Source organism: Arthrobacter sp. zg-Y750 (assembly GCF_020907365.1).
GTDB lineage: Bacteria > Actinomycetota > Actinomycetes > Actinomycetales > Micrococcaceae > Arthrobacter_B.
The window spans coordinates 21145-34207 of sequence record NZ_JAJJOC010000007.1; the positions used below are offsets into that span (position 1 = coordinate 21145).

13 protein-coding genes and 1 riboswitch are annotated in these 13063 nt (G+C 67.5%); of the genes, 2 read left to right on the plus strand and 11 right to left on the minus strand.

Annotation, left to right across the window (positions count from 1 at the left end; translation table 11 throughout):
- Positions 1–77 precede the first annotated feature (77 nt).
- From LOC57_RS04345 to gcvP, 6 genes are all read right to left on the minus strand, one after another.
- Positions 78–320: a hypothetical protein gene (locus tag LOC57_RS04345; protein ID WP_227912088.1), complete on the minus strand. Its 243-nt coding sequence runs from the start codon at positions 318–320 to the stop codon at positions 78–80.
- A gap of 87 nt (positions 321–407) precedes the next feature.
- A complete protein-coding gene (locus LOC57_RS04350) occupies positions 408–1823 on the minus strand; it encodes an L-serine ammonia-lyase (RefSeq protein WP_229958378.1) in 1416 nt (471 codons plus the stop codon).
- A gap of 10 nt (positions 1824–1833) precedes the next feature.
- The gene (glyA, locus tag LOC57_RS04355; protein WP_227912091.1) at positions 1834–3141 is read right to left on the minus strand and encodes a serine hydroxymethyltransferase; all 1308 of its coding nucleotides are present in this window, start codon (positions 3139–3141) and stop codon (positions 1834–1836) included.
- A complete protein-coding gene (gene gcvH / locus LOC57_RS04360) occupies positions 3138–3515 on the minus strand; it encodes a glycine cleavage system protein GcvH (RefSeq protein ID WP_227912093.1) in 378 nt (125 codons plus the stop codon). Before gcvH ends, glyA begins: the two co-directional genes overlap by 4 nt.
- A 151-nt stretch (positions 3516–3666) precedes the next feature.
- The gene (gene gcvT / locus LOC57_RS04365; RefSeq protein ID WP_229958380.1) at positions 3667–4791 is read right to left on the minus strand and encodes a glycine cleavage system aminomethyltransferase GcvT; all 1125 of its coding nucleotides are present in this window, start codon (positions 4789–4791) and stop codon (positions 3667–3669) included.
- 11 nt (positions 4792–4802) lie between these two features.
- A complete protein-coding gene (gene gcvP, locus LOC57_RS04370; protein ID WP_229958381.1) occupies positions 4803–7652 on the minus strand; it encodes an aminomethyl-transferring glycine dehydrogenase in 2850 nt (949 codons plus the stop codon).
- Positions 7653–7799: 147 nt separating this feature from the next.
- Positions 7800–7907: riboswitch (glycine riboswitch) on the minus strand.
- 287 nt (positions 7908–8194) lie between these two features.
- On the opposite strand from gcvP, the gene cycA reads away from it, so the two are divergent.
- Positions 8195–9712 (plus strand): D-serine/D-alanine/glycine transporter, encoded by a 1518-nt coding sequence (gene cycA / locus LOC57_RS04375; protein ID WP_229958383.1) that lies wholly within the window; start codon positions 8195–8197, stop codon positions 9710–9712.
- Here cycA and LOC57_RS04380 read toward each other — a convergent pair.
- From LOC57_RS04380 to LOC57_RS04400, 5 genes are read right to left on the minus strand one after another with little or no spacing between them, the layout of a single operon-like run.
- Entirely contained in the window at positions 9709–10326 is a 618-nt protein-coding gene (locus tag LOC57_RS04380; protein ID WP_227912100.1) for an alkaline shock response membrane anchor protein AmaP, read from the minus strand. The genes cycA and LOC57_RS04380 overlap by 4 nt on opposite strands.
- Positions 10327–10339: 13 nt before the next feature.
- Positions 10340–10954 (minus strand): DUF6286 domain-containing protein, encoded by a 615-nt coding sequence (locus tag LOC57_RS04385; protein ID WP_227912103.1) that lies wholly within the window; start codon positions 10952–10954, stop codon positions 10340–10342.
- Positions 10951–11355: an Asp23/Gls24 family envelope stress response protein gene (locus tag LOC57_RS04390; protein WP_227912104.1), complete on the minus strand. Its 405-nt coding sequence runs from the start codon at positions 11353–11355 to the stop codon at positions 10951–10953. Before LOC57_RS04390 ends, LOC57_RS04385 begins: the two co-directional genes overlap by 4 nt.
- Positions 11352–11531, minus strand: coding sequence for a hypothetical protein (locus tag LOC57_RS04395; protein ID WP_227912106.1), 180 nt, complete (start codon positions 11529–11531; stop codon positions 11352–11354). The genes LOC57_RS04390 and LOC57_RS04395 overlap by 4 nt, the downstream gene beginning before the upstream one ends.
- Positions 11532–11554: 23 nt before the next feature.
- Entirely contained in the window at positions 11555–12142 is a 588-nt protein-coding gene (locus LOC57_RS04400) for an Asp23/Gls24 family envelope stress response protein (protein ID WP_227925812.1), read from the minus strand.
- 203 nt (positions 12143–12345) lie between these two features.
- Here LOC57_RS04400 and LOC57_RS04405 point away from each other — a divergent pair, with 203 nt between their 5' ends.
- Entirely contained in the window at positions 12346–12978 is a 633-nt protein-coding gene (locus LOC57_RS04405; protein ID WP_227912109.1) for an RNA polymerase sigma factor, read from the plus strand.
- Positions 12979–13063 lie beyond the last annotated feature (85 nt).

The following is a 13063-nucleotide window of genomic DNA, read 5'->3' on the forward strand; positions in this document are numbered from 1 at the left end:
CCCCGGCCGCCGGCCCCGGCTGGTTCGGACCCTAGCCCTGCCGGGCCTTCCGGGTCGGCGAGCCGTTCTTGCCGGTCTTAGGCATCCTCGGCCTCCGTTGCTTCGCTGGTAAAGGCCACTGCTGCCCCACCGGCGGGTGCGGTGCCGTTCGGGTCCAGGGCAGCCAGCACGTCCTCGGAATCCGTGTCGTCGGGCATTGGCTCGGGCTGGCGCCACTCCGCCACATGGTCCGGATGGGTGTTTCGGGTCAGCCCGGAGGTCTCAGACTTCATTTCGTCATCGAGCCGGCGCCCGTGAGTGCTGTTGCCGCGTTCCGCCATGATGCGTTCCTTCCGGTGAACCAACAGTAAGTGTACTTACGGTTTAGCACCCGGATGGCGGAGCCTCAACCCGTTACGGGGACGGAATCAGCATTCCACCACATTCACGGCCAAGCCGCCGAGCGCGGTTTCCTTGTACTTCGAGCTCATGTCGCGGCCGGTTTCACGCATGGTCACGATGACCTCGTCCAGGGATACGCGGTGGTCGCCGTCGCCCCACAGGGCCATTTTCGCCGCGTTGACAGCTTTGGCGGCGCCAATCGCGTTGCGTTCGATGCAGGGCACCTGCACGAGCCCGCCGATGGGATCGCAGGTGAGGCCCAGGTTGTGTTCCATCGCAATCTCGGCGGCGTTTTCCACCTGCTCCGGGGTGCCGCCCAGGATTTCCGCCAGTCCGGCTGCGGCCATGGACGACGCCGACCCCACCTCACCCTGGCAGCCCACCTCGGCGCCGGAAATGGAGGCCTGCTCCTTGTAGAGCACGCCCACGGCACCGGCTGCCAGCAGGAACCGGACCACAACGTCGTCTTTCTGCTCCTGCGTGGCGTTTTCCATGCCGGGGCCGTAGTGGGTGGCGTAGAACATCACGGCCGGAATGATCCCGGCGGCACCGTTGGTGGGCGCGGTGACCACCCGGCCGCCGGAAGCGTTTTCCTCATTGACGGCCAGCGCCACCAGGTTCACCCATTCCTGCCAGAACTTCGGATCCCGGTTCGGATCCTCGGCCCGCAGCCGGGTGTGCCAGGCCGGGGCCCTGCGGCGGACCTTCAGTCCGCCGGGCAGCAGCCCCTCGCGCCGGATGGCGGAATTCTTGCATTCCTCCATCACGTCGCGGATGTGCAGCAGGCCGGCGCGGATGTCCGCCTCGGACCGGGCCGCGCGCTCGTTGGCGAGCATCACCTCGCTGATGCTCAACCCGGTGCCGGTGCAGTGCCGCAGCAGTTCGGCCGCGGTGCGGAACGGATAGGGCAGCTCGGATTTGCTGGCCTCCAGTTCCATGGCGTCGGCCCGCTCCTCGCCGTCGCGGACAATAAAGCCGCCGCCTACGGAGAAGAAGGTCGCGTCCCGGAGCACCGCGCCGTCGGCGTCCAGCGCCGCGAACTTCATGCCGTTGGTGTGCCGGGGCAGCACCGTGAGCGGGTGCAGCACAATGTCCGCCTCGCCGTATTCCAGCGGGCGGGCGACGGCGCCGGGAACCTGGGCGCACAGCTGAAGCTTCCGGGTGGCCTGGATGTCCGCCAGCCGGTCCTCCACCTGTTCGGGCAGGATCAGTTCCGGAGCGAATCCTTCCAGCCCCAGCAGGACGGCGGTCATGGTGCCGTGGCCGCGGCCGGTCGCCGCGAGGGACCCGTACAGGTCTACGCGGAGGCCGGCCACGGCGGACAGGATGCCGGCGGTAACCAGTTCCTCCGCGAACACGGCAGCGGCACGCATCGGACCCACGGTGTGTGAGCTCGAGGGGCCAATGCCCACGGTGAACAGGTCAAAAACGCCAACAGCCAAGGGGTATTTCCTAACGGTGTGCTGCAGCCGGTGCTGCGGAAAGGTCCGCCAGGCCGGGGTACAGCGGGTGGGACTGCGCCAGGGCCGTAACCCGTTCGCGCAGCGGTGCCAGGTCCTGCTCCGGTCCGGCGACCAGGGCAGAGGCGATGATGTCGGCTACCTCGCGGAACGCGTCCTCGCCGAAACCGCGGGTGGCCAGTGCCGGGGTGCCGATCCGCAGGCCGGAGGTGACCATGGGCGGGCGCGGGTCGAAAGGCACGGCATTGCGGTTCACGGTGATGTCGATCTGGGCCAGCCGGTCTTCGGCCTCCTGCCCGTTGAGCTCGGCGTTGCGCAGGTCTACGAGCACCAGGTGCACGTCGGTTCCGCCCGAGACGACAGAAATCCCCGCGGCGGCGACGTCGTCGGCCAGCAGGCGTTCGGCGAGGATCCGAGCGCCGGCCAGCGTGCGCTCCTGCCGTTCGCGGAACTCAGGGGTGGCGGCGATCTTGAAGGCCGTGGCCTTGCCGGCGATGACGTGTTCCAGCGGGCCGCCCTGCTGGCCGGGGAAGACAGCAGAGTTGATCTTCTTGGCGATGTCGGCGTCGTTGGAGAGGATGATGCCGCCGCGCGGACCGGCGAGGGTCTTGTGCGTGGTGGTAGTGACAACGTGCGCGTGCGGCACCGGGCTCGGGTGCAGGCCCGCGGCCACCAGGCCGGCGAAGTGCGCCATGTCCACCATCAGGTAGGCGCCCACCTCGTCCGCGATGCGGCGGAACTCGGCGAAGTCCAACTGGCGCGCGTAGGCGGACCAGCCGGCCACGATCAGCTTGGGCTGATGCTCCTTGGCCAGTGCTTCCACCTCGGCCATGTCCACGCGGTGGTCCGTCTCCGAGACGTTGTACGGCACCACGTTGTAGAGCCGGCCGGAAAAGTTGATCTTCATGCCGTGGGTCAGGTGCCCGCCGTGCGCCAGGGACAGGCCCAGGATGGTGTCGCCGGGCCGGATCAGGGCGTGCATCACCGAGGCGTTGGCCTGCGCGCCGGAATGCGGCTGCACGTTGGCGAAGTTGGCTCCGAAGAGCTCCTTGGCGCGGTCAATGGCCAGCTGCTCAATGACGTCCACGTATTCGCAGCCGCCGTAGTAGCGGCGTCCCGGGTAACCCTCGGCGTACTTGTTGGTCAGCACCGAGCCCTGCGCCTCCATGACGGCCACCGCGGTGTGGTTCTCGGAGGCAATCATTTCCAGCCCCTGCTGCTGCCGGCGCCGCTCGTTGTCGATCTGCTCGGCTACCTCGGGATCAACGTCCCCTAGGGACGAGTTGAGGAAATCGCTCATAGTTCGCCGCCGTTCTTCTCTGCGTACTCCTCGGCACTGAGCAGTTCACCCTCGGCCGTGGCGTTGACGGTGAACAGCCAGCCGGCGCCGTACGGGTCCTCATTGAGCAGGGCCGGGTTGTCGATGGCTTCCTGGTTGATCTCCACGATCTCGCCCGAAACCGGGGCGTAGAGGTCCGAGACGGACTTGGTGGACTCAACCTCGCCGCAGGTTTCGCCGGCTGTGACCGTATCGCCGACGGCGGGCAGGTCAACGTAGACCACGTCGCCGAGGGCATCAGCGGCGACGGCGGAGATGCCAACGCGGATGGGGCTGGAGGAGTCGACCCACTCGTGTTCGGCGGAGTAGCGGAGTCCTGCGTTTACTTTGCTCATCTTGGGCCTCTCGAAAGGTTGATCGTGTCTGGTTCAAAGTCTAGGTTCCGAGTGCCCCCGGGGCGGCATTCGCCGCCTCTTAGACACCTCGCTCGTTCCTCGCTCGGCGATGCGGGGCTACACGAATGCCGTACCACCAACGTGTCTCGCCTTAGCGCTTCTCGCGCTTATAGAACGGAAGCTCCACCACCGTGAAGGATTCAGGCTTGCCGCGGAGGTCGACGTCTAGGAGTGTGCCGGGGGCTGAATGGGGGGCGTCGACGTAGGCCAGGGCGACAGGGTAGCCGAGGGTGGGGCTGGGAGCGCCGGACGTGACTTCACCGATGACGTTGCCGTCCTTCAGGACCGGATAGGAGCTGCGGGCCGAACGGCGGCCGGAACCCTTCAGGCCCACCAGGGTGCGGGCCGGACCGGCTTCCTTGCGGGCTTCGAGGGCTGCACGGCCCACGAAGTCACCGTCCTTGGAAAGGGCGACCACGGGGCCGAGGCCAGCCGCGTAGGGATCGGTGTCGAGGGTGAGCTCGTTGCCGTACAGCGGCATACCCGCCTCCAGGCGGAGGGAATCGCGGCAGGCCAGACCTGCCGGAACCAAGCCCGAGTCCGAGCCGGCGGCAAGCAGCGCTTCCCAGAGGGCCGCGGCGTCGTCGTTGGGGACGTAGATCTCAAACCCGTCCTCGCCGGTGTACCCGGTGCGGGCCACCAGCAGGTCCAGGCTGCGCTCCCCCGCGGCAAGGTCCACGGTGTCTGCGGCGTAGTACTTCATACCCGTGACGGCGTCGCGCTGCCCGGCCGGAACCAGGGCCAGCAGGATGGCCTCGGCGGCCGGTCCCTGCACCGCTACCAGCGAGGTCTCGGCGGACACGTTCTTCACGGTGACGTTGAAGCCTTCGGCGCGGGCCGCCAGCTCGGCGGCCACGGTGTCCGCGTTGCCGGCATTGGGGACCACCAGATAGGCGTCCTCCGCCAGCCGGTAGCTGATCAGGTCGTCAATGATTCCGCCGTCGGAGTTCGTGATCAGCGAGTACTTGGCCCGTCCCGGCTTCACGGCGGAAAGCTTGCCCACCAGGGCGTAGTCCAGGAACGCTCCGGCGTCGGGACCGGTGACCTCCACCTCACCCATGTGGGAGAGGTCGAACAGGCCGGCGGCGCTGCGCACGGCCTTATGCTCGGCCAGTTCCGAACTGTACTTGAGGGGCATCTGCCAGCCCCCGAAGTCGGTGAAGGAGGCACCCAGCTGTTTGTGCGCCTCGTAGAGCGCGGTGTATTTCTCAGTCACTGGAGTATCCCCTAGTTCTCGAACTCTTCGATGGGCGGGCAGGAGCAGATCAGGTTCCGGTCCCCGGCGGCACCGTCAATGCGGCCCACCGGCGGGAAGTACTTGTCCGTCCGCAGGCTGCGCAGCGGGAAGGCCGCCTGCTCCCGCGGGTAGGCGCGGTCCCACTCATTGCCGGCCACCACGGTGGCGGTGTGCGGCGCGTTGCGCAGCGGGCTCTGCTCGAGGGTGAAGTCCCCGGCCGCCACCTGGTCGATTTCGGCGCGGATGGCGATCATCGCGTCGATGAACCGGTCCATTTCGCCCAGGTCCTCGGACTCGGTGGGCTCCACCATCAGGGTGCCGGCCACCGGGAAGGACAGGGTGGGGGCGTGGAAGCCGTAGTCCACCAGCCGCTTGGCCACGTCTTCGGCAGTGACGCCGGTCTTCGCAGTCAGTTCGCGCAGGTCCAGGATGCACTCGTGCGCCACCAGTCCGCCCTTGCCGGTGTAGAGCACCGGGAAGTATTCGTTCAGGCGGGCGGCCACATAGTTCGCCGCAAGCAGGGCGTGCTTGGTGGCGCTGGTCAGGCCCTCACCGCCCATGAGGTTCACGTAGGCCCAGGAGATGGGCAGCACGCCGGCGGAGCCGAAGCGCGACGCCGAGACGGGGATGTCCTCGCCGTCGGTCCAAGTGGCGGCGTCGCCGGGCATAAACGGTGCCAGGTGGGCCTTGGCTGCCACGGGTCCGACGCCGGGACCGCCGCCGCCGTGCGGGATGCAGAACGTCTTGTGCAGGTTCAGGTGGGAAACGTCGCCGCCGAATTCGCCCGGCTGGGCCAGCCCGACCAGGGCGTTGAGGTTGGCGCCGTCAATGTAGACCTGGCCGCCGGCCTCGTGCACGGCCTCGCAGACGTCGCGGACGTCGTCGTCGAACACGCCGTGCGTGGAGGGGTAAGTGATCATGATCGCGGCGAGGTTCTCCCGGTGCGCGTCGATCTTGGCACGCAGGTCCGCGTGGTCGATGGCGCCGTCGTCGGCGGTGGCAACCACCACCACCTTCATCCCGGCCAGGACGGCGGAGGCAGCGTTGGTGCCGTGGGCCGAGGCCGGGATGAGGCAGACGGTGCGCTGCTCATCATTGCGGGAGTGGTGGTAGCCGCGGATGGCCAGCAGCCCGGCCAGTTCGCCCTGCGAGCCGGCGTTGGGCTGGATGGACACCGTGTCGTAGCCGGTGATGACGGCCAGCTTCTGTTCCAGGTCCGCGATCAGTTCCCGCCAGCCCTCGGTCTGGGAATCCGGGGCGAAGGGATGGATGGAGGCGAACTCGGGCCAGGTCATGGCCTGCATTTCGGCCGTGGCGTTGAGCTTCATGGTGCAGGAGCCCAGCGGGATCATGGTCCGGTCCAGGGCCAGGTCACGGTCCGAAAGGCGGCGCAGGTAGCGCAGCATCTGGGTTTCGGAGCGGTAGGAGGCGAACACCGGGTGCGTCATGAACTCCGAGGTGCGCAGCAGGTCCGCGGGCAGCCCGAAGCCGTCCGCCGAATCCACCGGGGAGGCACCGAACGCGGCGGCCACCTCGGCGATGACGGCCGGCGTCGTGGTCTCATCCGCGGAGATGCCCACGGTGTCAGCGTCGATGGAACGCAGGTTGATGCCCTTCGCTTCGGCGGCGGCAATGATCTGCGCGGCACGGCCGGGAACGCGGGCTGTCACGGTGTCGAAGAAGGACTCATGCAGCAGCTCGACGCCGGCGGCCCGCAGGGCGGTGGCCAGGGACCGGGCGGACTCGTGCGCGCGGCGGGCAATCGCCGTCAGGCCTTCGGGTCCGTGGTAGACGGCGTACATGGACGCCACGATGGCCAGCAGCGCCTGCGCGGTGCAGATGTTGGACGTGGCCTTCTCCCGGCGGATGTGCTGTTCGCGGGTCTGCAGGGCCAGCCGGTAGGCGGGGGTGCCGGCGGAATCCTTGGAAACGCCGACCAGTCGCCCGGGCAGCGACCGTTCCAGTCCCTTGCGCACGGCCATGTAGGCGGCGTGCGGGCCGCCGAAGAAGAGCGGGACACCGAAGCGCTGCACGGAACCCACGGCAATGTCCGCGCCCTGCTCACCGGGAGGGGTGATCAGGGTCAGGGCCAGCAGATCCGCGGCCACGGTCACCAGGGCACCGCGTTCCTTGGCTTCCGCAATCAGGGCCGCCTGGTTGCGGACCACACCGGAGGCGCCGGGCTGCTGCAGGACGACGCCGGCCAGCTCGCCCTCGGGGAGTCCGTTGGCCAGATCGGTAACGATGACGTCGAAGCCGAGCGCCTTGGCGCGGCCCTTCACCACGGCGATGGTCTGCGGGAAGGCTTCGGAGTCCAGCACAATGGCGCCGTTGCTGTGGGCCTTGTTGGAGCGGCGCATCAGCAGCACGGCTTCGGCCACGGCGGTGGCTTCATCCAGCAGGGAGGCGTTGGCAATGGGGAGGGCGGTGAGGTCCTGGACCATGGTCTGGAAGTTCAGCAGCGCTTCAAGGCGGCCCTGGGAGATTTCGGGCTGGTACGGGGTGTAGGCGGTGTACCAGGCGGGGTCCTCCACGACGTTGCGCAGGATCACCGGCGGGGTGTGGGTGCCGTAGTAGCCCTGGCCGATCATCTGGACGGCGGTCTTGTTCTTCCCGGCGATCTTCCGCAGGGCGGCGAGGGTTTCCTCTTCGGATTTTGCCGGATCCAGCACCAGCGGGAAGCCCTGCCGGATGGCGGCGGGAACGGCCATGTCTGCCAGCCCGTCCAGGGTGTCATACCCCACGGCCTTGAGCATGGTGTCAACGGCGTCGGCACGGGCACCGATATGCCGGTCCGCAAACGCGGCGGCAAGGGTAGGGGAGGACGGATCTACAGGCATGAGGGGCTCCAGGAAAGGCAGACGGGGGTACGCCAACTAACGAAGGCTCCTCCCCGCTCTGTATTGGACCTGAGAGATTCCGCGGGTGTACTTCCGCTTGCACCGTCGGTGAGTTCCGGCCGTGCCGGAACTGCTTTCCAGAGTTGCCTCGCCCTGGCGGTACAGGGGCCTGAGAGATTCCCGGGGAGGGTTTGCTCCTACGGCGCCCGGCGCGATGCTCATGTGCATCCGGCAGGACTCTCCCGCCACGGCTGATAAAGGCATGTTCATTTGTAGGTGTCACAAGCATGTGACACAGCAAACTCTAACCTGCCGCCTGCACCGCCTCAACCCCTCGACACACCCGGGCGCGGGGGAGCAGCCGGCCTCGAATGTGCCCTGTGACCTGCAACGTCACAATCCCTTGATTTGACGGGGCCAGCAAGCGGCTTTCAAACTGAAATGTCGGCGGCAGCGCCAACAGCAGGGTGCTGTCCCCCCGGGGAGCGGCATAGGCGATTACGGCGGTTAGCTGCCGGCGGGTGCCTATTAGAAGGATTTTGATGTCTGAGCGCATTACCCGCCCCCCGAGCGACAGCGCTGTTTCCGCGCCGCAAAACAACTCCCCCGAGCCGCATCTTGCCCGCTCCCTGTCCAGCCGCCACATCCAGCTGCTGGCCATCGGCGGAGCCATTGGCACCGGCCTGTTCATGGGCTCGGGCAAAACCATTTCCGTGGCCGGCCCGTCCGTGATCTTCGTCTACGCGATCATCGGCTTCATGCTGTTCTTCGTGATGCGGGCCATGGGTGAACTGCTGCTCTCGAACCTCAACTACAAGTCCTTCAGCGATTTCTCCGCGGACCTCCTCGGCCCCTGGGCCGGCTTCTTCACCGGCTGGACCTACTGGTTCTGCTGGGTGGTCACCGGCATTGCCGACGTAGTGGCGATTGCCCATTACGTGACCTTCTGGTGGGGCAGCGCCCCACTGTGGATTCCGGCGCTGGCCTGCATCCTGCTGCTGCTGGCCTTGAACCTGCCCTCGGTGAAGGCCTTCGGTGAAACCGAATTCTGGTTCGCGCTGGTCAAGATTGTGGCCATCCTGACCCTGATTGTGGTGGGCCTGGTGATGATCCTTACCGGCTTCACCCACGGCGACGGCGTGACGGCCGGCTTCGGGAACCTCTGGGAGCACGGCGGGTTCTTCCCCACCGGACCCATGGGCTTTGTTGCCGGCTTCCAGATTGCCGTGTTCGCTTTTGTCGGCATCGAGCTGGTGGGCACCGCCGCCGCCGAAACCAAGGATCCCGAAAAGAACCTGCCGCGCGCCGTGAACTCCATTCCGATCCGCATCCTGCTCTTCTACGTAGGCGCCCTGGCCATCCTGATGGCAGTGGTGCCGTGGGACGAGTTCAGCGCCGACGAGAGCCCGTTCGTGGGCATGTTCACCCTCGCCGGGCTCGGCACTGCTGCGGCCGTGGTGAACTTTGTGGTGCTCACTTCCGCGGCTTCGTCGGCGAACTCGGGGATATATTCCACTTCGCGCATGGTTTTCGGTTTGGCGCACGACGGCGACGCCCCCCGGCCGTTCGGCCGGCTGTCCCGGCGCAAGGTCCCGCAGAACGCACTGTTCTTCTCCTGCACCTTCCTGCTGGCCGGCGTTGTCCTGCTGTACGCAGGCGAGTCGGTGAGCGCGGCCTTCACCCTGGTGACCACCATTTCGGCGCTGTGCTTTATGTTCGTCTGGTCCATCATCCTGGCCAGTTACCTGGTCTACCGGAAGCGCCGCCCGCAGCTGCACGCGGCGTCGAAGTTTCCGATGCCCGGCGGCGTCGTCATGGTTTACGCGGTGTTCGCGTTCTTCGCGTTCCTCCTGTGGGCCCTTACCACCCAGCCGGACACGCTGCAGGCCCTGCTGGTGACCCCCATCTGGTTTGTCCTCCTGGGCATTGTGTACGCGTTCCTGCGCCGCACTCCCGTGCACCAGGCACGGGTGGCAGCGCACCGCGACGCCGTCGCCCGCGAGCGCGCCGGACTGGCCGACGCCGGACTGGCCGACGCCGGAACACCGGTCCGCGGCTAATAAACCACTGTCCCCCGGGAGCTGACCGCTGCGCCGCCTCCCGGGGCGCCCGCCTTGGCGCTTGCGTCAATTTCCAGCCCGAAGGTATTCAGCGGCACTTCCAGCGCGGAAACCAGGTGCGGGACTACTTCGTGCTGGATCCGGCCGATTACGCCCTGCACATCGGCATCCGAGTTCACCGTGACCTTCATGGCCAGGTCCGGTTCGTCGGCTGTGCCGCGCAGCCGGACGGTTGAGCCCACCACGCCGGGGAGCTCCGCGGTTTCACGGTTGGCTGCGGCCGCCAGGATCTGCGGGTCGCACACCGTGATGCCGTGCGTGGGGTCTTCCTGCAGGCGGAACGTTCCCGCCGCCCGGTTCCGCGGAATCTGGGCGAGCAGCCACCACAGGCCCAGCAGCCCCAGCACCACTCCGGCGAGCAGGACACCCCACGGCGCGTACTCCCCGCTGAGGAAACCTTCCCCGTCCGCCAGCAGTGGTTCCGACGGGTCCGCAGCGGCCGTGCCTTTGAGCGCTCCTCCTGCGATCAGTGCAGCCAGGACCCCGGCGGCGAGGAGGATGATCCCCAGGACAATCAGCCAGGTCCGGTTCGCTGGTCCGGCATGTGCTCTCATAGGACTGCCCTTCCTACTCCCTGGTCCGGATGCTGGCGGTAACCTCCGGCACGGGGTCCAGGCCGGTGGCCGCCAGGCGGGAGCGCACCCCGTCCACCACCCAGTGCTCCAGGTCGGAGGTGCCGTGCAGCGCCGTCGTGACGTCCAGGTGGACCCGGCGCGCGGAGGCGGTGGCGGAAGCTGATGCCACCCCGTCAATGTGGTCGCATGTGGAGGCCGCAAGCCGGGCAACTGCCCGGCGGCTCATCACCACGGTTTCGCCGCCCCGGACCGACGGTACTCCGCCGGTGTCCGCCGCTCCCGGCATCCCCGGCATGTTCACCGGCTTGGCCCGCAGCGGCAGGGAGCGGTACTCGCCCGGAATGATGCCGCACAGCAGCAGGATCAGGCCAAGCACGCCCAGGATGACGGCGGCGGTCCATCCCTGGGTGCTGTCCCAGCTGGTCTCCCGGAGCCAGCGCAGGGGTTCAGTGACGAACACCGGCCAGCTTCCGTTGACGAGCCGGAGCACCGCGGCCCACACCAGGGCCACTCCGAGGGCCAGCAGCAGTACAGCGGTGATCGTTGCCGGTACGGACCGGCTGGGCCGGCGGCGCATGGACACCGGCGGATGGATTCTGGCACTCATTGCAGCTTCCTCCGGCGGGGTTCGGATTGCGGCGGACGGAGCCAGGCCACCGTGATGTCCACCTGCCGCACCTGCACCCCGGTCAGGGCCGTGACCCGTTCGGTGATCCGCCGCCGCAACTGTTCCGTGGCTTGGCGCAGCGGCACCGGATAAGGCAGTCCCACCGTCACTTTAAGGCTGGCGATATTGCCGGCCAGCTGGACGCTGGCATCCGGCCGGGCGGAAAGGTCCGCCCGTACGCCTATGCCCAGGAAGCCTCCGCTGCTGCCGCCGGCGAAGGTTTCGTCCCGGGCCACCTGGCTGGCGGTTTTTTCGAGCACCCGCCGGGCCAGGACGGTTTCCCCGCGGTCATTGATGTCCCGGGCCGGCCGCAGCGGCACCTGCGCCGAGGGCATACTCATCGGCTCGACGCTCTACCGAGCATTCCCTGGACGTCCACCTTCCCGTCCGCCACCAGCCCCACCATCAGTCCAATCAAGCCGAACAGGAGCGTGATGAGGAACGGCACCCAACCACCGAAGGCCAGCACGATTCCCAGCACCAGCCCGACTACCAGACACCACCGCGTTGCAGACATGGAGTCCTCCTTTTGGTTGTTGTTTACTCAAGGCTCTTGGACGGCTTGGCATCCTGGCTGTCGTCGTCCTCGTCCTGGTTGTCCCCGGGCAGGTGCACGTCGGTGACGTTGACGTTCACTTCGAGGACCTCCAGCCCGGTGGCGTTTTCCACGGACCGGATGACGTTGCGCCGAATGCCCTGGCTGACCTCCACTACGGAGTAGCCGTACTCCACCACAATGCTGACGTCCACCGCCGCCTGCCGCTCACCCTTTTCCACCGAGACGCCGTTGCTGACATTTGTCTGCGAACCCGGTATCCGTTCCGTCATGGAACTGAAGGCCCGGCGCGCCGCATTGCCCATGGCATACACCCCGGGCACCTCTCGGGTGGCCATGCCGGCGAGCTTCTGCACCACGGTTTCCTCAATGGTGGTGTCGCCCCGGGGTGTCTGCAGCGGCCCCGACCTGCGCTGGGCGTCTGGGGGCGCCGGCGCTTCCGGGGTGCTCAGTGTGCCCTGCCCCTGTGCTCCCTGCCCTGGTGCTCCCTGCATCCCTTGTGCGCTTTCGACGCTCTGCGCGCCCCGCGGACTGGGCGCTGACGGCGTGGGGGTCTTTGACGGATCTGCCATGGAAATCATCTCCTGCGTATCAACGCGGACTCACCGCGCACGTCCCTTACAGAATTAATGACGTGCGCGGGCCGGATTCGTCACGGCGAAAGCCAAAGTTTGGCTATCTTTCCCGCCGCCCGGGACGGTGTTGTTCCGCCCGGGTCCGCCCTCTGGGAAAATCGGGGCATGGTCCGGTCGCTGCCGGACGGAACAGGGACACCATGGCAGGATCCGAGCTGCCGCAGGCGGCACATAACCATTCTCCCCGCGGCCGTGCCGGGACCGCACTTTCCCTCCCGGACGAGGCTGCGTTGGTGGCGCAGGCCCGGAGCGGCGACCTCCCAGCCTTCGAATATCTGGTGGCCCTCTATCAGGGGCGGCTGTTCCGGCTCGCCTACCGGATGCTGCGGGACCGCGGCGACGCCGAGGACGTAGTCCAGGACACCCTCACGGCCGGCTGGCGGATGCTGCCCACACTGGACCGGGGCGAGGCGTTCGGCGGCTGGGTTTACCGCACCGCCACCAACCGCTGCCTGGACGTACTCCGCCACCGCACCGCGCATCCGCAGGACCTGCCCGGAACCGAGCACCTGGCAGCGGCACTGGATGCGGGGGCAACCCGGCGCGGAGCCGATCCGCACCACAGTGCCGAGGTTTCCGCAGAACTTGAAACCCTGCGGCGCGCACTGTCCCTGCTGCCGGCGGACCAGCGGGCCTGCTGGCTGCTGCGCGAGGTCCACGGCCAGAGTTATGCGGAGATCGGTGCCGCCCTGCGTATCAGCCCGCCGGCGGTGCGCGGGCGGCTGGCCCGGGCACGGGAACACCTCACGGCCGCGATGACCCAGTGGCGGTGACGGCACCCTTGAACTTCCATTTACCAGACAATAATATCCACGATACGGAAGAAGTAACCGGGATCACCCGCCTGTTTTCCCGCTG

Coding starts and splice junctions, on each gene's coding strand:
- LOC57_RS04405 (WP_227912109.1), top strand. CDS start 12,346: ATGGCAGGATCCGAGCTGCCGCAGGCGGCACATAACCATTCTCCCCGC.
- LOC57_RS04345 (WP_227912088.1), bottom strand. CDS start 320: ATGGCGGAACGCGGCAACAGCACTCACGGGCGCCGGCTCGATGACGAA.
- LOC57_RS04380 (WP_227912100.1), bottom strand. CDS start 10,326: ATGAGAGCACATGCCGGACCAGCGAACCGGACCTGGCTGATTGTCCTG.
- gcvH (WP_227912093.1), bottom strand. CDS start 3,515: ATGAGCAAAGTAAACGCAGGACTCCGCTACTCCGCCGAACACGAGTGG.
- LOC57_RS04385 (WP_227912103.1), bottom strand. CDS start 10,954: ATGAGTGCCAGAATCCATCCGCCGGTGTCCATGCGCCGCCGGCCCAGC.
- glyA (WP_227912091.1), bottom strand. CDS start 3,141: ATGAGCGATTTCCTCAACTCGTCCCTAGGGGACGTTGATCCCGAGGTA.
- LOC57_RS04400 (WP_227925812.1), bottom strand. CDS start 12,142: ATGGCAGATCCGTCAAAGACCCCCACGCCGTCAGCGCCCAGTCCGCGG.
- gcvP (WP_229958381.1), bottom strand. CDS start 7,652: ATGCCTGTAGATCCGTCCTCCCCTACCCTTGCCGCCGCGTTTGCGGAC.
- LOC57_RS04395 (WP_227912106.1), bottom strand. CDS start 11,531: ATGTCTGCAACGCGGTGGTGTCTGGTAGTCGGGCTGGTGCTGGGAATC.
- LOC57_RS04390 (WP_227912104.1), bottom strand. CDS start 11,355: ATGAGTATGCCCTCGGCGCAGGTGCCGCTGCGGCCGGCCCGGGACATC.
- cycA (WP_229958383.1), top strand. CDS start 8,195: ATGTCTGAGCGCATTACCCGCCCCCCGAGCGACAGCGCTGTTTCCGCG.